This window comes from Stenotrophomonas sepilia (assembly GCF_003244875.1).
In the GTDB taxonomy this organism is placed as follows: Bacteria; Pseudomonadota; Gammaproteobacteria; order Xanthomonadales; family Xanthomonadaceae; genus Stenotrophomonas; species Stenotrophomonas sepilia.
In genome coordinates this window covers 21,089-41,766 of the sequence record NZ_LXXZ01000088.1, presented here as the reverse complement: position 1 = coordinate 41,766, position 20,678 = coordinate 21,089, and the positions used below count along the sequence as shown (strand labels likewise).

21 protein-coding genes are annotated in these 20,678 nt (G+C 66.9%); 9 read left to right on the top strand and 12 right to left on the bottom strand.

Annotation, left to right across the window (positions count from 1 at the left end; genetic code table 11):
• Positions 1-10: 10 nt before the first annotated feature.
• Positions 11-235, bottom strand: coding sequence for a rubredoxin (locus A7X97_RS18400; protein WP_014038358.1), 225 nt, complete (start codon positions 233-235; stop codon positions 11-13).
• A 34-nt stretch (positions 236-269) separates the two neighbouring features.
• Between A7X97_RS18400 and thiE the strand changes: the two genes are divergently transcribed.
• Together thiE and hemL are read left to right on the top strand one after the other, a co-directional pair.
• The gene (gene thiE, locus A7X97_RS18395; protein WP_072168443.1) at positions 270-896 is read left to right on the top strand and encodes a thiamine phosphate synthase; all 627 of its coding nucleotides are present in this window, start codon (positions 270-272) and stop codon (positions 894-896) included.
• A gap of 18 nt (positions 897-914) precedes the next feature.
• Positions 915-2,204 carry a glutamate-1-semialdehyde 2,1-aminomutase gene (gene hemL / locus A7X97_RS18390; protein ID WP_088497614.1) on the top strand — a complete coding sequence of 430 codons (1,290 nt, stop codon included), beginning with the start codon at positions 915-917 and terminating at the stop codon, positions 2,202-2,204.
• Between the two features lie 72 nt (positions 2,205-2,276).
• Here hemL and azu read toward each other — a convergent pair whose 3' ends face one another.
• Positions 2,277-2,726, bottom strand: coding sequence for an azurin (gene azu, locus A7X97_RS18385; protein WP_088497615.1), 450 nt, complete (start codon positions 2,724-2,726; stop codon positions 2,277-2,279).
• A gap of 123 nt (positions 2,727-2,849) precedes the next feature.
• On the opposite strand from azu, the gene A7X97_RS18380 reads away from it, so the two are divergent.
• Positions 2,850-3,452: an HAD-IA family hydrolase gene (locus A7X97_RS18380; RefSeq protein WP_072168440.1), complete on the top strand. Its 603-nt coding sequence runs from the start codon at positions 2,850-2,852 to the stop codon at positions 3,450-3,452.
• Positions 3,453-3,503: 51 nt separating this feature from the next.
• Here A7X97_RS18380 and A7X97_RS18375 read toward each other — a convergent pair whose 3' ends face one another.
• Positions 3,504-4,730, bottom strand: coding sequence for an acetylornithine transaminase (locus A7X97_RS18375; RefSeq protein WP_072168439.1), 1,227 nt, complete (start codon positions 4,728-4,730; stop codon positions 3,504-3,506).
• Between the two features lie 63 nt (positions 4,731-4,793).
• On the opposite strand from A7X97_RS18375, the gene A7X97_RS18370 reads away from it, so the two are divergent.
• Complete coding sequence (locus tag A7X97_RS18370) at positions 4,794-5,666, top strand: ion transporter (protein WP_069139259.1); 873 nt, start codon at positions 4,794-4,796, stop codon at positions 5,664-5,666.
• Between the two features lie 102 nt (positions 5,667-5,768).
• Here A7X97_RS18370 and A7X97_RS18365 read toward each other — a convergent pair whose 3' ends face one another.
• From A7X97_RS18365 to A7X97_RS18355, 3 genes are all read right to left on the bottom strand, one after another.
• Positions 5,769-6,710 carry a YiiG family protein gene (locus tag A7X97_RS18365; protein ID WP_111008268.1) on the bottom strand — a complete coding sequence of 314 codons (942 nt, stop codon included), beginning with the start codon at positions 6,708-6,710 and terminating at the stop codon, positions 5,769-5,771.
• A gap of 160 nt (positions 6,711-6,870) precedes the next feature.
• Complete coding sequence (locus A7X97_RS18360) at positions 6,871-7,863, bottom strand: YiiG family protein (RefSeq protein ID WP_111008267.1); 993 nt, start codon at positions 7,861-7,863, stop codon at positions 6,871-6,873.
• A gap of 91 nt (positions 7,864-7,954) precedes the next feature.
• The gene (locus A7X97_RS18355) at positions 7,955-8,773 is read right to left on the bottom strand and encodes an SDR family oxidoreductase (protein ID WP_088497633.1); all 819 of its coding nucleotides are present in this window, start codon (positions 8,771-8,773) and stop codon (positions 7,955-7,957) included.
• Between the two features lie 108 nt (positions 8,774-8,881).
• On the opposite strand from A7X97_RS18355, the gene A7X97_RS18350 reads away from it, so the two are divergent.
• Entirely contained in the window at positions 8,882-9,565 is a 684-nt protein-coding gene (locus tag A7X97_RS18350) for a hypothetical protein (RefSeq protein ID WP_088497619.1), read from the top strand.
• An 80-nt stretch (positions 9,566-9,645) separates the two neighbouring features.
• Here A7X97_RS18350 and A7X97_RS18345 read toward each other — a convergent pair whose 3' ends face one another.
• Both A7X97_RS18345 and A7X97_RS18340 read right to left on the bottom strand, forming a co-directional pair.
• A complete protein-coding gene (locus tag A7X97_RS18345; RefSeq protein WP_088497620.1) occupies positions 9,646-10,152 on the bottom strand; it encodes a DUF2867 domain-containing protein in 507 nt (168 codons plus the stop codon).
• A complete protein-coding gene (locus A7X97_RS18340) occupies positions 10,149-10,811 on the bottom strand; it encodes a serine/threonine-protein kinase (protein WP_049413709.1) in 663 nt (220 codons plus the stop codon). The genes A7X97_RS18345 and A7X97_RS18340 overlap by 4 nt, the downstream gene beginning before the upstream one ends.
• An 85-nt stretch (positions 10,812-10,896) precedes the next feature.
• Between A7X97_RS18340 and A7X97_RS18335 the strand changes: the two genes are divergently transcribed.
• Positions 10,897-12,894: a bifunctional DedA family/phosphatase PAP2 family protein gene (locus tag A7X97_RS18335; protein WP_111008266.1), complete on the top strand. Its 1,998-nt coding sequence runs from the start codon at positions 10,897-10,899 to the stop codon at positions 12,892-12,894.
• Positions 12,895-13,026: 132 nt separating this feature from the next.
• On the opposite strand, the gene A7X97_RS18330 is transcribed toward A7X97_RS18335, so the two are convergent.
• The 3 genes from A7X97_RS18330 to A7X97_RS18320 form a co-directional block, all read right to left on the bottom strand.
• Complete coding sequence (locus A7X97_RS18330) at positions 13,027-13,605, bottom strand: LON peptidase substrate-binding domain-containing protein (RefSeq protein ID WP_072168432.1); 579 nt, start codon at positions 13,603-13,605, stop codon at positions 13,027-13,029.
• Positions 13,602-14,966 carry a UDP-N-acetylmuramate:L-alanyl-gamma-D-glutamyl-meso-diaminopimelate ligase gene (gene mpl / locus A7X97_RS18325; protein WP_072168431.1) on the bottom strand — a complete coding sequence of 455 codons (1,365 nt, stop codon included), beginning with the start codon at positions 14,964-14,966 and terminating at the stop codon, positions 13,602-13,604. The genes A7X97_RS18330 and mpl overlap by 4 nt, the downstream gene beginning before the upstream one ends.
• Before the next feature lie 328 nt (positions 14,967-15,294).
• Positions 15,295-15,858 (bottom strand): adenylate kinase, encoded by a 564-nt coding sequence (locus A7X97_RS18320; protein WP_005419045.1) that lies wholly within the window; start codon positions 15,856-15,858, stop codon positions 15,295-15,297.
• A 136-nt stretch (positions 15,859-15,994) separates the two neighbouring features.
• Between A7X97_RS18320 and A7X97_RS18315 the strand changes: the two genes are divergently transcribed.
• The gene (locus tag A7X97_RS18315; RefSeq protein WP_111008265.1) at positions 15,995-17,251 is read left to right on the top strand and encodes a 6-phosphofructokinase; all 1,257 of its coding nucleotides are present in this window, start codon (positions 15,995-15,997) and stop codon (positions 17,249-17,251) included.
• A 116-nt stretch (positions 17,252-17,367) separates the two neighbouring features.
• Positions 17,368-17,757, top strand: a complete 390-nt coding sequence (locus tag A7X97_RS18310) for a DUF488 domain-containing protein (RefSeq protein ID WP_088497623.1) — start codon at positions 17,368-17,370, stop codon at positions 17,755-17,757.
• A gap of 72 nt (positions 17,758-17,829) precedes the next feature.
• Here A7X97_RS18310 and A7X97_RS18305 read toward each other — a convergent pair whose 3' ends face one another.
• Positions 17,830-18,333 carry a hypothetical protein gene (locus tag A7X97_RS18305; RefSeq protein ID WP_072168428.1) on the bottom strand — a complete coding sequence of 168 codons (504 nt, stop codon included), beginning with the start codon at positions 18,331-18,333 and terminating at the stop codon, positions 17,830-17,832.
• Positions 18,334-18,641: 308 nt separating this feature from the next.
• Here A7X97_RS18305 and A7X97_RS18300 point away from each other — a divergent pair, with 308 nt between their 5' ends.
• Positions 18,642-20,669: a sodium-translocating pyrophosphatase gene (locus A7X97_RS18300; protein WP_072168427.1), complete on the top strand. Its 2,028-nt coding sequence runs from the start codon at positions 18,642-18,644 to the stop codon at positions 20,667-20,669.
• Positions 20,670-20,678: the final 9 nt, after the last annotated feature.

Below are 20,678 nucleotides of genomic sequence, written 5' to 3'. Positions count from 1 at the left end.
CCTACCCTCATCAATCGACCTCGACCATCTCGAAATCAGCCTTGGTCACCCCGCAATCCGGGCAGGTCCAGGTCTCGGGAATGTCCTCCCAGCGCGTCCCTGGCGCGATGCCTTCCTCCGGCAAGCCTTCCGCTTCGCTGTACAGGAAGCCGCAGACCACGCACATCCAGGTGCGCAAGGTGGTGGGGGTGGCATCGCTCATCGGATAATCAGGACTGGATTCACGGGCCGCCATTGTCCCATCGCGGTCCACTCACCGGTAGCCATCGATGACTTCTGCTTCCCCGGCGCCCCGCGGCGTCTACCTGATCACCCCGGACGAGCCCGATACCGCACGCCTGCTGGCCCGCACCGCGCCGCTGCTGGCCACGGGCGCCACTTGGCTGCAGTACCGCAACAAGACCGCAAGCGACGCGCTGCGGCGGGAACAGGCCACCGCGCTGCAGGCACTGTGCGCAGACCACGGCGTGCCGCTGATCGTCAACGACGACCCGGCGCTGGCCAAGGCCGTGGGCGCGGCGGGCGTGCACCTGGGCGGTACCGACGGCGACATCCCCAGCGCGCGCGCCCTGCTCGGCCCCGAGGCCATCATCGGCGCCTCCTGCTATGACCAGCTGGCCAATGCCGAGAGGGCCGTCGCCGCCGGCGCCAGCTACGTGGCCTTCGGCGCGTTTTTCCCGACCACCACCAAGATCACCACCAGCCGCGCCCATACCGACCTGCTGCGGCAAAGCGCCGCACTGGGCGTGCCGCGGGTGGCGATTGGTGGCCTGACGCCGGACAATGTCGGTCCCATCATCGACGCCGGCGCCGATCTGGTCGCCGTGGTCAGCAGCGTGTTCGCCGCCGAAGACCCGGTCGCGACCCAGCGCGCCTTCCTCGCCCAGTTCGCGTAACGCCCAGGATATTCCCCCATGAACCACGACCAGTCCCACGCCCTGTTCTCCCGCGCCCAGCAGCTGTTGCCGGGCGGCGTCAATTCGCCGGTGCGCGCGTTCAAGTCGGTCGGCGGCGAACCGTTCTTCGTCGAGCGCGCCGACGGCGCCTACCTGTACGACGTCGACGGCAACCGCTACATCGACTACGTCGGCTCCTGGGGCCCGATGATCGTCGGCCACAACCACCCGGCGGTACGCCAGGCGGTGAAGAAGGCGATCGACAACGGCCTGTCGTTCGGCGCGCCATGCGCGGCTGAAGTCACCATGGCCGAGACCATCACCCGCCTGGTGCCGTCGTGCGAGATGGTGCGCATGGTCAACTCCGGCACCGAGGCCACCCTGTCGGCGATCCGCCTGGCGCGTGGCGCCACCGGCCGCAACCGCATCGTCAAGTTCGAAGGCTGCTACCACGGCCACGGCGACTCGTTCCTGGTCAAGGCCGGCAGCGGCATGCTGACCCTGGGCGTGCCGACCTCGCCGGGCGTCCCGGCCGGGCTGAGCGAACTGACCCTGACCCTGCCCTACAACGACTTCGAAGCGGCCACTGCGCTGTTCGAGCAGCAGGGCGATGACATCGCCGGCCTGATCATCGAACCGGTGGTCGGCAACGCCAACTGCATCCCGCCGCGCGAGGGCTACCTGCAGCACCTGCGCGAACTGTGCACGAACCACGGCGCGCTGCTGATCTTCGACGAAGTGATGACCGGCTTCCGCGTTGCCCTCGGCGGTGCGCAGGCGCACTACGGCATCACCCCGGACCTGACCACCTTCGGCAAGATCATCGGCGGCGGCATGCCGGTGGGCGCCTACGGCGGGCGCCGCGAGCTGATGCAGCAGATCGCCCCGGCCGGCCCGATCTACCAGGCCGGCACGCTGAGCGGCAACCCGGTGGCGATGGCCGCTGGCCTGGCGATGCTGGAACTGATCCAGCAGCCGGGCTTCCACGCCGACCTGGCCGAGCGCACTGCACGCCTGTGCGCCGGCCTGGAAGCGGCCGCCGCCGAAGCCGGCGTGGCTGTGACCACCAACCGCGTGGGTGCGATGTTCGGGCTGTTCTTCACCAGTGAGAAGGTGGAGACCTATGCGCAGGCCACCGCCTGTGACATCCCAGCGTTCAACCGCTTCTTCCACGCGATGCTGGAGCAGGGCGTGTTCCTGGCGCCGTCGGCGTACGAGGCCGGTTTCCTGTCCAGCGCGCACGATGATGCCGTGATCGAGGCCACCCTCGCCGCTGCACGCGTGGCATTCAAGGCCGCCAAGGGCTGATCGCAAAAAAAGGGGACGGAGGGGATTAAGTCGTTTGTGCATAAACGACTTAATCCCCTCCGTCCCCTTTTTTCAACCGAAGACGAACTTGCCCTTCATCATCGCGAAGTGGCCGGGGAACGAGCAGAAGAAGGTGTAGTCACCGCCCTTCTGCAGACCCTGGGTAGAGAAACGCACGCGCGTGATCTCGCCACCGCCGATCACCTTGGTGTGCGCCAGCACGCGCTTGTCGGCCTTCGGCAGGTAGCTGTCGGCCAGGGTCATGCGCATGCCCGCCATCGCCACCGGCTGGTAATCGGCCGTGCGGGTCAGCACCCAGTTGTGGCCCATCGCGGTAGCGGCGAGCTTGCCGGTATGGCGCAGGGTCAGGTCCACGGCAGTGCAGTCGGCGGCAAGCTTGATCTCGCGAGTGCTGAAGCTCATCTGGTCGGTGCTGTCGATGCTCACCGCACACACCCGCGCCATCGCCGACGGCGCCAGCATCAGCGCGCCCAGTCCCACTGCCACCCACCAAGCCTTCATCGTTGCCTCTCCTGCGGATTCAAGCACCATTCTAGGCAGGCCCCTGCGGCCGCGTCTGCGACCGTCTGTCGCATGCCTACTCCAGGGTTTCCCGCGCACTCACTGCAATGGCATGCTCGACCGATGCGGATCGACCTGTTGCTACTGGATGTGGATGGCGTGCTGGTGCAGTACCAGCGCGCGCAGCGCGTGCTGCATCTGGCCCAGGCACTGCAGGTTCCGACGCAGGCCGTACAGGCCGCGCTGTATGACAGCGGACTGGAAGCGGCGCATGACAACGGCACGCTGGATGGCCCGGCCTATCTGGCGCAGCTGGGGGAGTGCCTGGGCAGGACCATCGATGTACCCAGCTGGATCGCCGCACGCCAAGCGGCCAGCCATCCGCAGCACGCGGTGCTGCAGCGGCTGCAGGTTCTGCAGCTGCCGCTGGCGGTACTGACCAACAATGGCGCGCTGATGGTGCAGGCGCTGCCCACCCTGCTGCCGGAACTGTTCCCTGCGCTGCAGGGACGCGTGTTCTGCAGCGCCGATTTCGGCCTGCGCAAACCCGCACCGGAGGTCTTCCTGCGCACGCTTGAGGCCCTCGGCGTGGCGCCTTCGCGCACGCTGTTCGTCGATGACCTGTTCGCCAATGTGCGCGGTGCACGCGCCGCCGGCCTGCACGCGGAAACCGTGCGCGATGGCCGTGGCTTGGGCAAGGTGTTGAAGCGTTACCAGATTGCGTGAACCACTGTGGAGCCGAGCGTAGGCTCGGCTCTACAGATGCCTCTGCCGGCTTCAGCGCGCGGCGATGAACGCCGCAATCGCTGCGCGCAGGCGCTTGAGGCCTTCGGCCACTTCTTCGTCGGTGATGTTCAACGACGGCACGAAGCGCAGCACGTCCGGGCCGGCCTGCAGGGTCAGCAGGCCGTGCTCGGCGGCATGGTCGAGGATCGCCCCGGCCTGGCCGGCGAAGTCCTTGCCCAGCACCGCGCCCAGCATCAGGCCGCGGCCGCGCACTTGGCTGAACACACCGAACTCGTCGTTGATGCGGGCAAAGCCATCGCGCAGTGCCTTCGACTGGCGGCTGACATTGGCGGCGATCTCTGCCGAGGCCAGCTTGCGCAGCGCCACGCGGGCCACCGCAGCAGCCAGCGGGTTGCCGCCGAAGGTGGTGCCGTGCGCGCCGAACTGCATGGTCTCGGCCACCTTCGGGCCGGCCAGCATCGCGCCGATCGGGAAGCCGCCACCGAGTGCCTTGGCCAGGGTGACCATGTCCGGCACCACATCATCCTGCCAGTGCGCGAACAGCGTGCCGGTACGGCCCATGCCGGCCTGGATCTCGTCCAGCACCAGCAGTGCGTTGTGCTGGTCGCACAGTTCACGCACGCGCTTGAGGAAACCGGACTTGGCCGGCATCACGCCGCCCTCGCCCTGGATGGGCTCCAGCATCACCGCCGCCACGTCGCCGGCGGCCATCGCGGTTTCCAGCTGCACCTCATCGTTGAAATCGATGTAGCGGAAGCCGCCAGGCAGCGGCTCGTAGCCTTCCTGGTACTTCGGCTGGGCGGTAGCGGTCACCGCGCCCATCGTGCGGCCGTGGAAGCTGCCACGGAAAGTGATGATCACCCGCTTGTCGGCGGGACGGCCCTGGCTGGAGGCCCACTTGCGGACCATCTTGATCGCCACTTCGTTGGCTTCGGCGCCGGAATTGCACAGGAACACGCGCTCGGCGAAGCGGCTGGCCTTCACCAGCTCCTCGGCCAGATGCAGCGGCGGTGCGCTGTAGAACACATTGCTGGTGTGCCAGAGCTTGCCGGCCTGCTCGACCAGCGCGGCCACCAGGTCCGGATCGTTGTGGCCCAGGCCGCACACGGCGATACCCGCAGCCAGGTCGATGAACTCACGCCCCTGGCTATCCCACACGCGGGCGCCCTGCCCTCGCTCCAGTACCACCTGGCGGGGCTTGTAGACCGGCAGGTAATAGTGCGAAAGGGAGATCAGCGGATCGGTCGCGGTGGTCATGGCAGTCGGCAGGGTTCAGGAACGCCCATTCTCGCGCCGGAGCCCCTGCTGCACAATGCGCCCATGCGACCGTTTTCCGCCCCCCAGCTCAACCCCGCCACCGAGACCGGCTGGCGCCGTCGGTGGTTCGACATCATCTACCGCCATGACTCGCGGCCCTCGCGCAACTTCGACCTGATCCTGGTGGTGGCGATCGTCGCCAGCATCCTGGTGGTGATGATCGACAGCGTGCAGCACCTGCATGCCGAGTGGTCCACCGGCCTGTACATCCTGGAATGGGGCTTCACCATCATCTTCACCGCCGAGTACCTGCTGCGCCTGGCGGTGGTCAAGCGCCCGCTGCGCTACGCGGTGAGCATCTGGGGCATCATCGACCTGCTGTCGATCCTGCCCGCCTACCTGTCGATGTTCATCCCGGGCGCGCAGAGCCTGCTGGTGGTGCGTGCGCTGCGCATCCTGCGCGTGTTCCGCATCCTCAAGCTGACCCGCTACATCGAGGAAAGCGGCGTCCTGATGACGTCGCTGTGGCGCAGCCGGCGCAAGGTGCTGGTGTTCCTGTTCACGGTGATCACCATCACCATCATCGCCGGCGCGCTGATGTACGTGATCGAGGGCCCCGAACACGGCTTCACGAATATCCCGGCCAGCATGTACTGGGCGGTGGTGACCATGGCCACGGTCGGCTTCGGCGACATCGTGCCGCAGACCGTGCTTGGCCGCTTCGTCACCTCGGTGCTGATCCTGATCGGCTACAGCATCATCGCCGTGCCCACCGGCATCTACACCGCCGAACTGGCCAGCACCATGCGCGAAGCCGAACTGGCCGCGCGCCGCGATGCCCGCGGCTGCCCGCATTGCGGGCTGGAGGGGCATGAACCGGATGCGCGCCACTGCCGCAAGTGTGGTGGCCAGCTGCCGGATGCGTTCAGCCATTGAGGCACATGCCGGCCCGCGGCCGGCACTACCGGACCAACAGGGTGCGCGCCGGGCATGGCCCGGCGCTACCGTGAGCAGATCCACGCCCCGCGTGGATCGCCCTCAACGCATGCGGTTGCTGGTGGTTACCAGGTCGTTGTAGGCATCCAGAATCGTCGACTGTGCGCCTTCAGGGTCGGTGGTGAGCCAGCTGCCCGACGCCTTGCGCTCGGCAGCCAGCGCATCGGCGGTGATCGGCTTGCCCTGTTCCAGGCGCTCGACTCCGCGCCCGGCTGTACGCACCAGCTTGTCGGCCGAGCGCTGCACATGGCCCCACATCGGGTCGTCCTTGCCGACACCACCGTTCTGGATTTCCGTCACCAGCGCCTGAAAGTCGGCCAGCTGGCCGCGCAACACCGCAACGTCCGGTGCCTCGCCCTGGAACGTCATTGCCAGCTGCTTGCCATCGCCGACAAGGCGCAGATGGTAGTACGCCAGCGAGCGGCCTTCGCTTTCCTCGATCTGCTTCAGCTGGACGGCGCGGCGATCGTTCTCGTTCTTTTCCAGTGCCGCATCCATCGCCTCGCTGGCCTTGAAGAAATCAGCATAGGCCTGCATCAGCGGGGCATGCTGGCTGCGCATCCCTTCACCACCGTCGCGACGATAGTCCTCGCGGGTGAAATAGCCATCGGCGCGCTCGATCAGGGTGTTCAGCGCCAGGAACGCCTGCTGGTACTGCCGCGCGGCCGCATCCAGCGACGTCGCCGGGGCCTTTGCCAGCGCCTCGCTCAACGGCTGGCCGCAGTACTCGACCCGGTGCGACAACACCTTGCCAGGTGAGCGCGGCTGCGCTTCCTTGCCGGTTGGACCGGCTTCGGGATCCTTCATCCAACCGGTGTAGGTCTGGAAACCCTCGTGGATGGGCTGTTCGACGCCGTTGTAGCACTCGATATAGGCGTTCACCTTTTCCAACCCGGGATCGGCGACAGCCAGCCCGGCCGGGTTGTTGCAGCCGGCCAGCGCGCAGAGCAGGAGAACAGGAATCAGGCGTGTGGATGCATTCAAATCAGTTCCTTGCACAAGTGAAAACTGCAGGCATCGTCATGCATGGCGCGAGCGCGCGCTCCAGCACCTCGGCAAGGTGCTGGCATTCGGGGCTGCAGGGCGTGTCATGCCGCAATCAACCTGCTCAATCGCGACAAAAATGAAGCGTTGAGCTTCCCGCTTACTGGCGGTTGCTCTGGAAAACCAGCGAGTTGTATTCCTGCATCAGCTTGCTGGCCGAGCCGCGTGGCGCCATGGAGGGCGAATCCAGCATGCGCCGTTCGAAATCGCTGTAGGGCGTCTTGCTGCTGACCCGCTGCAGCCGCTCCTTGCCTTCCCGACGGAAGTTCTCGGCTTCGCGCTCGAAGCTGTTCCAGTCCAGCTTGCCCGGCTCCTGATCGGCCACCTTGGCATGCGCCTCGTCGGAAATACGGTTGAAGGCGTCGAGTCGTTCACGGGCTTGGGCCGGATCAAAGTCGTCGTCGCTCATCAGCTCCACGATCGCTTTGGCTTCCAGCATCATCGCCAGACGGTAGTACTCGCGCGTTCGCCCCTCGGCCTGTTCCAATACCTTGAGCTGCTCGCGCTGGGCAGCGTCATTCTGGCGCTCCAGCTCGGCGTTGAACGTTTCGCTGGCAGCCACGAAGTCCTTGAATGCGGCCATCAAGGGCGCGTGCAGTTGCTTGCCCTTGGCAAACTGGTCGTCTTCGTAGTCCTGGCGATCGTAGTAGTCGTGCGCCTCCTTGCTGATCGGCACCAGCGCCTTCAGCGCCTGCTGATAATGGCTGGCAGCAGCATCGAGTTCGGCCAGCGCCGGCTTGGCAGCCATCGCCTCGGTCACCGGGCCATCGCACTGCTTCATGTCGTAATCGCTGATCTCGAACGGGCCGTACACCTGTGTCTCGCGCCCGGTCGGGCCGGTCTCGACGTCCTTGATCCAGCGCGTATAGGACTGGAGACTGTCGTGCGTCTTCGAATCAAGCGCGTTGAAGCAGCCGATGTAGGCGTTGAGCTTCGCCGTCAACTGCTGCTGTGCGTCGGACGGCACCGTGTTGGCCTCCGGCTTGCCCGAGGTGCCGGCGTCGCCAGCGGTTGCAGGGCCCTTGCCACCGCAGGCGGCCAGGACAAGCGACAGCGAAGCGGCCAGCGCCGCGACGGAAAGCGTACGTGACATGTGTTCACATCCCTGTTGAAAACGATTACAGCCCTGCATTCTAGCGCAGCAGGCCGAGGGCCGCAGCCCTCGGCCCTGCGCAACGAAGCACTCAGTCCAGGAACAGATCCGGCAACAACGACCGCGACGGGTCCACGGCATAGCCGGACAGATCGCTGACGCCGGCCTGTGCCAGCACTTCATCGTCGATCAGGAACTGGCCGTGGAAGCCTGCCGCTTCACGCACCAGCACCGCATGCGCGGCGTCGGCCATGATCTGCGGCGTACGGCAGCCCGCTGCATCCACGCCCGGAATCATGTTGATTGCATCGGTGGCGATCACCGTGCGCGGCCATAGCGCGTTCACCGCCACCCCCTGCGGGCCGAATTCCGCGGCCAGGCCGAGCGTGACGAAGCTCATGCCCATCTTCGCCAGCGTGTAGCCGGTATGCGCGCCCCACCACTTTGGTTCCAGGCTCGGCGGCGGCGCCAGGGTCAGGATGTGCGGATTCGGCGCCTGCAGCAGGTACGGCAGGCAGGCCTGCGCGCACAGGAAACTGCCGCGCGAATTGACCTGCTGCATCAGGTCGAAGCGTTTCATCGGCGTATCCAGCGTGCCACGCAGCCAGATCGCGCTGGCGTTGTTGATCAGGATGTCGATGCCCCCAAAGGTGTCGACCGTGGCCGCAACCGCGGCCTGCACCTGCTCTTCCTCGCGGATATCGCACTTCAGCGCCAGCCCTTGGCCACCGGCGGCGGTAACGGCCTCGGCCGCGCTGTGGATGGTGCCCGGCAGCTTCGGATTCGGCACCGCCGACTTGGCCGCAATGGCCACGTTGGCCCCGTCACGCGCAGCGCGCAGTGCGATGGCCAGGCCGATGCCACGCGAGGCACCCGTGATGAAAAGCGTTTTGCCCTGCAGACTGCCCACGTTCCACACTCCAGCGTATGCAATGAGCCGCTAGTATGCCGCGCCGACGTGGAGTTCACCCGGCCTTGACGATACTGGCGCCTCCAGTCAACGCACGAGGTCCACGCCATGCGCCGTTCCCGCCTGTTGCTGCCTGCCCTGGGGCTTGCCCTGCTGACCGCCTGCCAGGGCCGTTCGCCGGAACCCGGCAAGGAACCGTCGGCCGGTGACACGCCCAGCGCAGAAAAAGCCGCCGCGGACGGCAAGCTGCGCTGGAGCGAGGCAGTGGTGTGGGATGGCGACCTCAACGCCTGCCGCCAGGGCGAGAATGCGGCCACGCGTGAGTGCCTGCGCGATGCGATGCGCGCTGGTGGCGCCAGCGCCGATGCGATCATCGCCGCCGAACAGCTGTCCACCGGCGGCGAGCTGGCCTACGTGACGGCCTGGCATGAGAACGAAGGCCTGGGCATTGCCACGGTCGAGTATCCGTTCCGCGCCAACACCAACGAGGGTACCCGCCTGGTCGACGCCACCGGCAAGCGCATCGATGTGGATGCCGTGCAGCTGGACGACACCCTGCGTGCCGACCCCGCCGTGCAGGCCCTGCTGAAGGACCACCCGCAGGCCACGCCGTTCGCACCGGCGCAGTCGGCCGGGGCCACGCCGCTGGAGAACGGCGGCATCCGCCTGCTGTACCGCACGCCGCTGCGCGACTGCCACGCCTGCCCGGATGTGGGCCAGCTGCAGATCGCCTACGACTTCGACGCCAAGCGCAACTTCATCGGCCAGCAGGTAGTGCCGGCAACGCCGTAAGATCACAAGCCTCTGTAGAGCCGAGCCATGCTCGGCTCTACAATACGGTTCTCCCCTGCGCATCCACGCATCGCGTGGATCTACCGGTACACCTGCACCTGCTTCCTCAGCAGATGCGGCACGATCAGCTGATGCACCGGCGCAACCGGCAGCATGTACACGCGGCCGAACGCGTTGTGCGTATGCACCACCGTCACCACCTCCAGCACGTCGCCCTGCCACTGCAGGGCCAGCTGCACACGCAGGTGGCGGTCGTCGTCTTCCAGCACGATGGCATCGTCGCTGAGCGACTGCAGGGTGAAGATGCCCAACCGCTGCCCGGGTTGAGGATCCGCAACATCCTGCACCGCGCGCAACGAGCCCAGGTGCTTCATGCCGAGCAGGCGCATGCCGCGATTGCGCAGCGCCATCAGCCCATCGAACCAGCCGGGAATGGTCGCGGCCATATCGCGATAGGCCCGCAAGGCCGAGCGCCCATCACGATGGGTTGTTGCCTGGCAGGCGTGCACGAAGTCGGCACCGGCCAGCTGTGGGCGAAGGACGCTTCCCGCACTCGGTGGGCCGGTCACTACCTGCAGTGGACTCACGGCTTGGGCCCCTGCCCCTCGTTGTCTTCCCAATGCAGGATGCGACGGGTAACGAAGCGGTAGACCGGCTTGCCCGTGGCGAACCACAGTTCGCGCACCCACGAGGTGCGCTTGAGCACGCGCTTTTCCACTGGGGTGAGCGACTCACGGCAGTACATGCGCTTGTGCTTGAGCAGGTGGCGCAGGTCCTCGCGGGCCAGCAGGCGCATCCAGCGCGAGCGCGGGTTGCCGATCACTGCCAGCTGGAAGTCGATCAATGCCGGGCGGCCGTCTTCGGTCACCAGCCAGTTGGCTTCCTTGGCCAGGTCGTTGTGGGCCACGCCGCGCCGATGCAGCTGCTGCAGCAGCCGACGCGCGGCGCGGAACCAGGCCAGGTCGCCACGCGGTGGGCGCTGGTACATGGCGTCGCCGGCCATGAAACTGCGGTCGAGATGATGTCCATTCCACGCCAGCAGCTGCGGCACGTCGGCCATGCCATGGATATGGCGCAGCGCGCGCGCTTCGCGGCGGGCCAGCCACCAGGCCGGCAGGCGCAACCACAGCGGCGTGGCGCCCAGGTCACGGCGTACGAAGGGGCCGGCAGGCCCTTCCACACGGAGGATGCGACCGAAGCTGTCGGCCTTCAAAGCATGTGGTGGCGTGTCTGGCGTATGCGGCATGGGCCCATTCTAGGCGATGGCGCCGGTTGCAAACGGTCACCAAGCGGCTGGGAACCAGTCACCTTCACGCCCCTATAATCGGGCAATGGACTCTTCATGGATCGACGCCACGCTTGCGTGGATTGCCGCTCACCCCGTGCTGGCGGGTGCCGTTATCTTCCTCATCGCCTTCTGCGATGCGGTGATCATTCTGGGCGCCATCGTGCCGGCGCTGCCGCTGCTGTTTGCGGTGGGCGTGTTCATCGGCCTGGGCCAGATCTCCGGACCATACGCGGTGGCGGCGGCCGCACTGGGCGCATTCGCCGGCGATGGCATCAGTTACTGGATCGGGCGCCGCTGGGGCGACCGCCTGCGTGGCGTGTGGCCGTTCAGCCGTTACCCGCAACTGCTCGACCGCGGCGAGAACCTGTTCCGCCGCAACGCGTTCAAGAGCATTCTGGTGGCACGCTACGTCGGCGCGATCCGGCCGTTCGTGCCCGCCATCGCGGGCATGATGAAGATGCCCGCCAGCCGCTATGTACAGGCCAGTGGTATCGCCAGCATTTCATGGGCGGTACTGTTCCTGGCCCCGGGCTGGATTCTTGGCGAGGCCTATGACGCGGTGGCCGCAGTAGCCGGTCGGCTGGTGGTGGTGGTCGGCCTGCTGGCGGTGATCCTCGGCCTGGTCTGGGCCATCGTGCTGTACGGCTACCGCTGGTCGGCCGCGCGCATGGACAACTGGCTGGCACGCCTGCTTGACTGGTCCAACCGCCATCCGACGCTGGGCCGCTACACCGTCGGTGTGCTGGACCCGAAGCGGCGCGAGTCGGTGCCGCTGGCGATGCTGGCGCTGATGCTGCTGGTGCTGGGCTGGGGCTGGTTCGCGCTGCTGACCGTGGTGGTTGCGCATGGCGAGCCGCTGGCGATCGACCTGCTGGTGCACCAGGCCATGCTGGCGCTGCGCAATCCGTTGGCCGACTACCCGATGGCCGCGCTGGCCTCACTGGGCGCCTGGCAGGTACTGCTGCCGGCCACTGCGGCGGCGATGGGCTACCTGGTCTGGCGCCGGCGCTGGATGGCGGCCGCGCACTGGCTGGCCGCCCTCGCCTTCGGCCTGGCACTGACCATGCTGCTGGGCGCCACCGTGGATGTGGTGCGCCCGGTCGATGCCAGCAGTGGCTTCGGCTTCCCGTCGGTGTCGGTGACGATGGCCACCATCACCTTCGGCTTCTTCGCGGTGCTGATCGCCCGCGAGATGCCCGGCCGTACCCGCGTCTGGCCGTACCTGGTATCGGGCATCGTGGTCAGCCTGATCGGCTTCTCGCGCCTGTACCTGGGCGCGCATTGGCTGAGCGATGTGATCGGCGGCATGCTGTTCGGCACGTTCTGGCTGCTGGTGCTGGGCATCGCCTACCGCCGCCGCTTCAACCGCTCGTTCTGGGTGAAGCCGGTGGCATGGCTGTTCTACGGCGTGTTCGCCGTCGCCGCGATGTGGTACGCACCGCGCAACATCCCGGTGAAGCTGGAACGCTTCGAGCCGACCTTGCCGGCCCCGCAGGCAATGGACACGCAGGCCTGGTGGCAGCACGACTGGGCGACACTGCCGGCGCGCCGCAACGAGTTCGATGACGACCAGCGCTGGCCGTTGGACGTGCAGGTGGCCGGTCCGCTGGCACCGCTGCAGGCGCAACTGGAAGCGCGCGGCTGGAAGCGGCAGGAGCAGGCCGGCTGGCAGCAGGCGCTGCTGATGCTGGACAAGAACACCGGCGCCGATGAACTGCCGGTGCTGCCGGCGACGCTGGAAACCCGCGTGGAAGCGCTGTTGATGGTACGCCCGGGTACACACCGTGATGAGCGCTACGTACTGCGCCTGTGGCCGGCCCCTGCGCAGTTGCAGCCGGGCAACACGCCGCTGTGGCTGGGCAGTGCACAGACCCTGCGCTACGAACGCCATTTCGAGTGGATCGGCATGTGGCACCCGCTGCGTGGCGTCGACCCGGCATTGAATGCCGTGAAGGACGCCGTGCAGGAGCTGCCGCAGCGCGAGGACGTGCACAGCGAAACCGGGTTGCCGGTGCTGCGGCTGAAGACTACAACGCCCTGACCGGTACCGGTGCGCGATCCAACAAGCCGAGCATAGGCTCGGCTCTACAGTAGATCCACGCCATGCGTGGATGCGGATTCCACGGATACCCCAGCGTGTGCCCCAAGGTGCACACCCACCCGAGGATGGCGTCTACGGCATCCAGCCCAGCAGCTGCTGCAGACGCTGGTGCGGGTCATCCAGCTGCAGCAGCTGCAACCGCTGCTGCTCGCTCAGCGGCAGCAGCTCGGCCAGCCGCCAGCCGACCCAGCTGGCCTGGTCCAGCAGCGCCGGATTGGCCGGCGCATAGGCCTCGCCGGCCTGCTCGATGATGTGCCCCAGCACCGTGGCCAGCAGTGCATGCTGCGGCCGCAGTTCGTCATCGGGGTCTTCCTCGCACCAGCGCACATCAGCCACCACCAGGCCGTTGTCGCGCACGCGGGTGCGCTCGACATGGAAGCGACGGGTGCCGCGCAGGCGCAGCTGCAGCACGCCGTCGGCGCCGACATCGAAGTCTTCGATGCGTACCTGCACGCCAAAGGCGGCCGGTGTCGCCGGTGCGCCGACCTCCTCGCCCTCGAGGATCAGGCAGACGCCAAATCCCTCACCACTGCGGCCGCTGTCGCGGACAAGGTCCAGATAGCGCCGCTCGAACACGCGCAGGCCCACCGCTGCACCCGGTACCAGCGCGGTGTGCAGCGGGAACAGCGGCAGCGAGCCGTCGCCGCTCATCGGGCGTGCAGCGCGGCGAGGAAGCGGCGCGGCGCGCCGTCGAAGCCACCGTTGGACATGAATACCACGTGGTCACCGCTGCGCGCGCTGGCCTGCAGCTGCGCCAGCAATGCGTCGGTATCGGGCACCGCGTGGGCTTGGCCACGCACCGCGGCGATCACCGCCGCAGCATCCCAGGCCAGTTCCGGGCGATGCAGGAACACCACTTCATCGGCCAGCGCCAGCGAGGGAGCCAGCGCCTGCGCATGTGCGCCCAGCCGCATCGAGTTGCTGCGCGGCTCCATCGCGACCACGATGCGCGCATCACCCACCTTGGAACGCAGGCCCTCCAGCGTGGTGGCGATCGCAGTCGGATGGTGGGCGAAATCGTCGTAGACGGTGATGCCGTCATGGCTGCCGATCACTTCCATGCGGCGCTTGACGCTGCGGAAGCGCGCCAGCGCTGGAATAACCTGGGCAGGTGCCACGCCCACTGCATGCGCGGCGGCCAGCGCAGCCAGTCCATTGAGCACGTTGTGGCGGCCCAGCAGCGACCACTGCACATCACCCAGCGCCTGCCCACGATGATGCACGCGGAACGCGCTGCCGTCGGCAGCCAGCAGCTCGGCATGCCATTCCAGCGCCGGATCGAAGCCGAAGCGCTCGACCGGGGTCCAGCAGCCCATCGCCAGCACTTCGGCCAGGTACTGATCCTCGCCGTTGACGATCAGCCGGCCACGTGCGGGTACGGTACGCACCAGATGGTGGAACTGGCGCTGGATCGCGGCCACGTCCGGGAAGATGTCGGCGTGGTCGTATTCAAGGTTGTTGAGGATGGCCACCAGCGGCCGGTAGTGCACGAACTTGCTGCGCTTGTCGAAGAAGGCCGTGTCGTACTCATCGGCCTCGACCACGAACTCGCGGCCCCGGCCCACGCGGGCGGAGACACCGAAATCCTCGGCGACACCACCGATCAGGAAGCCCGGCGAGCGGCCTGCACTTTCCAGCAGCCAGGTGAGGATGGTGGTGGTGGTGGTCTTGCCGTGGGTACCGGCCACGGCCAGCGTGTCGCGGCCCGGCAGCACCTGCTCGGACAGCCACTGCGCGCCGGAGATATAGCGCTGGCCGGCATCGAGCACGGCTTCCACGGCGGCATTGCCGCGCGACAGCGCGTTGCCGATCACTACCTCGTCGGTGCCGGCCGGCACGCTGTCGGCGCGGTAGCCCTGGTCCAGGGTGATGCCCAGCTGTTCGAGCTGGGTCGACATCGGCGGATAGATGGCCTGGTCGCTGCCGCTGACGGAATGCCCAAGTTCCCGCGCCAGGGCGGCCACGCCGCCCATGAAGGTGCCGGCAATTGCAAGGATATGTACGCTGCTCATGACCGAGGATTGTGACCGATGACGGCTGTATAGGGCCAATGTCCGCTATCGGGTAAGACAACCCCTACACGGGATGTGAGAAAACTCCAATCAACTGTCAGGGAATTCCCGATAGCGATGTTCTGTGAACCCGGACACAATTCGAACTGCCAGCCGCAGTACCCGAACCGGTCCTACTCCCCAAGAGGCCATCCCCAAGGGAGCTCATGCTGCGGGGCCCTGAGCAAGCCCTTCGCTGGCGCCTATCAAACGACACAGGCCTGATCCTCGCGGACCAGGCCTGTGCTTTTTGCGCCGGAAGGACCGGACGCGTGCCGGCCCCGCCGGATCAGGCCTTGATCGCTGCCAGGATGCGGGCTTCGATCTCGTCCAGCTCACCGACGCCATCGACGCGGGCCAGGGTGCCACGGCCGGCGTAGAAATCGACCACCGGGGCGGTCTGGTCGTTGTAGACCTGCAGGCGCTGGCGCACCGCTTCCGGGTTGTCATCGGCGCGGCCCTGCTCCTTGGCACGACCGGCAATGCGGTCGACCAGCAGCTCGGTGGGCACATCCAGCTGTACCACCGCGTCCAGCGGCTGGCCGATCTTGGCCAGCAGGCCGTCCATCGCATTGGCCTGGGCCACGTTGCGCGGATAACCATCAAGGATGAAGCCCTTGGCGACATCGGCCTGGGTCAGGCGCGACTCCAGCATGCCCAGCAGGATGTCGTCCGACACCAGGTTGCCGGCATCCATCACCGTCTTGGCCTGCTTGCCCAGCTCGGTGCCGGCGGCGATTTCCGCGCGCAGCATGTCACCGGTCGAAATGTGGGCGATCCCCAGCTTTTCCTTCAGGCGCGTCGCCTGTGTCCCCTTGCCCGAACCGGGCGGTCCCAACAGAACCAATCGCATTGACCTGACTCCAACGTGTTGAAAACAAAGAAGGTTCGCGTCCCGGACGGTCCGGTATCGCTGCACCGCAATAGCGCCACTTTACCGCATCCGGGTAATGTCCCTGCAATGTCCCCTCCCCCGAGCAGGTAGAAGCATGCGCAACGGTACTCTCCTTTATGCCCAGTCCGGCGGTGTCACCGCCGTCATCAATGCCACGGCGGCAGCGGTGATCGAGCAGGCCCGGGCCAAGGGCATCAAGGTCCTGGCCGCCCGCAACGGCATCCTCGGCGCGCTGCGCGAGGAGCTGATCGACACCAGCAGGGAGAGTGCCGCCGCGATCCGCGCCCTCGCCCATACCCCGGGCGGCGCCTTCGGCTCGTGCCGGGTCAAGCTGAAATCGCTGGACGCCGACCGCGCCCGCTATGACCGCCTGCTGGAGGTGCTGCAGGCCCACGACGTGCGCTGGTTCCTCTACAACGGCGGCAACGACTCGGCCGACACCGCACTGAAGGTCTCGCAGCTGGCCAAGGCCTCCGGCTACGACCTGACCTGTATCGGCGTGCCCAAGACCATCGACAACGACCTTGCCGTTACCGATACCTGCCCCGGCTTCGGATCAGCGGCCAAGTACACCGCGGTCTCGGTCCGCGAGGCGGCACTGGACGTGGCGGCGATGGCCGAAACCTCCACCCGTGTCTTCATCTACGAAGCGATGGGTCGCCACGCTGGCTGGCTGGCCGCCGCCGCCGGCCTGGCCGGCAACGGTGATGACGAAGCGCCGCACATCATCCTGCTGCCTGAGCGCGCCTACGACGAGGCCACGTTCCTGGCCAAGGTGAAAGCCGTGGTCGAGCGCGTCGGCTACTGCGTGGTGGTGGCGTCGGAAGGCATTGCCACCGCCGATGGCCGCTTCGTTGCCGATGCCGGCGGTGGCAAGGACTCGTTCGGTCATTCGCAGCTCGGCGGCGTGGCGGCGCACCTGGCCGGCCGGGTCAAGGATCAGCTGGGCCTGAAGGTGCACTGGGCACTGCCCGATTACCTGCAGCGCTCGGCCCGCCACCTGGCCAGCAGGACCGACTGGGAGCAGGCGCAGGCGGTGGGCAAGGCCGCGGTGCAGCTGGCCCTGAAGGGTCAGAATGGCGTGATGCCGGTGATCGTGCGCAGCAGCGATTCACCGTATCGCTGGAAGATCGAAGCCGCGCCGCTGTCGAAGATCGCCAATCACGAGAAGAAGATGCCGGCTGGTTTCATCCGCCGCAATGGCTTCGGCATCACGGCCAGGGCACGCGCCTACCTGTCACCACTGATCAAGGGCGAAGCACCGCTTCCCTATGGCACCGATGGCCTGCCGAAGTACGTCACCCTGAAGAACGTGTCGGTGAAGCAGAAACTGCCGGCCTTCGAAGGCTGACCTGAAAAAGGGGACGGAGGGGTTAAGTCGCATACGCCCCTCTGTCATCTCCAACAGCATCAGCAGTGGGTCGGATACGACTTAATCCCCTCCGTCCCCTTTTCATGGAGGTCATAATGGCACTGCGTGTTGTTCGACTCGGTACGCCGCGCCAACCCGGCGAGGGACTGCGCATCGGCACGGTGCGGCGGCCGCCGCGCGGCGTGCCGCGCAGCGAGTTCGCCCGACAGGACTGGTACGACGTCTGGTTTCCGACCCTGTCACCCAGCGCGGAGCTGGTGAAGCGGGCACATGAGGCAACGACGGCGGCCGATTGGACCGCCTTCTTCCGCCATTACAAGGCCGAGATGAAGGCGCCCGATGCCGCCCACGCGCTGGACCTTCTGGCGGCGATGTCACAACACAGCGACATCAGTGTGGGCTGCTACTGCGAGGATGAAGCGCACTGCCACCGCAAGGCATTGCGCGAGCTGCTGGTGGCGCGGGGGGCAATGCTGGCGGATTGATCAGCCGGATGCCGGCCAGCGGCCGGCACTACCACGCGTGGATGACGGCGTGGGCGTAGCGCCCGCGCCACCTCAATTGCAAGCCTTGCCTTCCATCTGCAACTGCGCGGCGAACATCGTCACCTGCGGAATCTGGCCGGCGGCGGCCTGCTTCTTCGCCTCTTCCAGATAAATGCGCGATTGGCCCTGCCCGTCCAGCTCGACCTTGTGGCTCGAAGGCAGGCGCCACACCCGGACCACCGCCTGCTGCGCCGGGCACGCGGCATTGGGCACGCGGATCACATCATTGAGCTTCCAGCCCTTGTCGGCACTCGGCTGCGCCTTGGTGTAATCGACGAAGCGCGCGCGTGGCTGGCATTGCTCGCTGGTCCGGACGGCGGAAAAGCGATATGGCGCGGCGGCGTCACCGGTGAACGCACCTTCCAGCCGCGCGCAGGCCTCGGGGATCTGCCGCAGCGTATGCACCGCGCCCACCGCCTGCGGCGCACCGACCGCACGCTGCAGTTCCGGCGTTTCCGCAGCGAAGGCCGGTGCGGCCAGGACCAGGGCGGCAAGCATCAACAGGGACAGGCGCATGGGGGATCTCCTACGGGGCTGTGCGCAGGCTTGCAGAGGCTGCCTTAACGGGGTGCAAAGGCCGTTGGCTCGCCAATCATGCCCAGGGCCCGACGGCATGCGCCGCGGCTCCCAGGAGCCAGTCGAGCATGGCTCGACTCTACAAGTGGCGGCACGCATACTGCGGGCACCAGGGAATGCTGAACACCGCCATACGTCGGACGACCGCCAAGGTCGGTACGGGTTGGTTCCAGGCTGCAGCCCGTCGTCCCCCTCGTGGTGCCGTTCATCGCCACTGGATGCCTACATCCATTCTGCGGAGGGGTCTAATGCTGGAACGTCACGGGCTGTCACTGGCGCTGGGCTGCGCCATTCTCGCGATCCTGTTCGGAATCGTCTCGGCGCGCTGGATCCTGCGCCAACCCACCGGCAATGCGCGCATGATCGCGATCGCCACCGCGATCCAGGAAGGTGCGCGTGCCTACCTCAACCGCCAGTACCTGACCATCGGCGTGGCCGGCGTGGTGCTGTTCGTGCTGGTCGGTGTGTTCCTCAGCTGGTACACCGCGATCGGCTTCGCGGTCGGCGCGGTGCTGTCCGGCGCGGCCGGCTACATCGGCATGAACGTGTCCGTACGCGCCAACGTTCGTACCGCAGAGGCGGCGCGCAACGGCATCAGCGCGGCGATGGACGTCGCCTTCCGCGGCGGTGCGATCACCGGCATGCTGGTGGTCGGGCTGGGCCTGCTGGGCGTGGCCGGCTACTACGCACTGCTGCTGCGCATGGGCCTGCCGATGGAACAGGCGCTGCACGCGCTGGTCGGCCTGGCCTTCGGCTCTTCGCTGATCTCGATCTTCGCGCGGTTGGGCGGTGGCATCTTCACCAAGGGCGCCGACGTGGGCGCCGACCTGGTCGGCAAGGTCGAAGCCGGCATTCCCGAAGACGATCCGCGCAACCCGGCGGTGATCGCCGACAACGTCGGTGACAACGTCGGCGACTGCGCCGGCATGGCGGCCGACCTCTTTGAAACCTATGCGGTCACCGTCATCGCCACCATGCTGCTGGGCAGCCTGATGCTGGCCGAAGCCGGTGCCAATGCCGTGCTGTATCCGCTGGTATTGGGCGGCGTGTCGATCATCGCGTCGATCATCGGCGCGCTGTTCGTCAAGGTGAAGCCCGGCGGCTCGATCATGGGCGCGCTGTACAAGGGCGTGATCGTTTCCGGCGTGCTGGCCGCCATCGCTTTCTACCCGATCACCTCCGGGCTGATGTCCGACAACGTGCATGGACCGATGGCGCTGTATGGCTGCGCGCTGATCGGCCTGGTCCTGACCGGCCTGATCGTGTGGATCACCGAGTACTACACCGGCACCCAGTACAAGCCGGTGCAGCACGTGGCGCAGGCCTCGACCACCGGCCACGGCACCAACATCATCGCCGGACTCGGCATCTCGATGAAATCCACCGCGCTGCCGGTGGTGGCGGTGTGTGCGGCGATCTGGGGTGCGTTCGCACTGGGCGGCCTGTACGGCATCGCCATCGCCGCAACCGCGATGCTGTCGATGGCAGGGATGATCGTCGCCCTCGATGCCTACGGCCCGATCACCGACAACGCCGGTGGCATCGCCGAAATGGCCGAGCTGCCTTCGGAGATCCGCGACATCACCGATCCGCTGGATGCGGTGGGCAACACCACCAAGGCCGTGACCAAGGGTTATGCGATCGGCTCGGCGGCGCTGGCGGCACTGGTGCTGTTCGCCGACTACACCCACAACCTGCAGGCAGCCAATCCCGGCCAGGAGTTCCGCTTCGATCTCAGCGACCACACGGTGATCATCGGCCTGTTGATCGGCGGCCTGATTCCCTACCTGTTCGGTGCGATGGCGATGGAAGCGGTCGGCCGCGCGGCAGGCGCAGTGGTGGAAGAAGTACGCCGCCAGTTCCGCGAGATCCCCGGCATCATGCAGGGCACCGGCAAGCCGCAGTACGACAAGGCGGTGGACATGCTGACCCGCTCGGCGATCCGCGAAATGATCGTGCCCTCGCTGTTGCCGGTCGCCGTGCCGGTAGTGGTCGGCCTGCTGCTGGGGCCGCGCGCACTGGGCGGCCTGCTGATCGGCACGATCGTCACCGGCCTGTTCGTGGCCATTTCGATGACCACCGGCGGCGGCGCCTGGGACAATGCCAAGAAATACATCGAGGATGGCCACTTCGGTGGCAAGGGCAGCGAAGCGCACAAGGCCGCAGTGACCGGCGACACTGTTGGTGACCCGTACAAGGACACCGCCGGCCCGGCGATCAACCCGCTGATCAAGATCATCAACATCGTGGCGCTGCTGCTGGTGCCGCTGTTGTAGATCCACGCG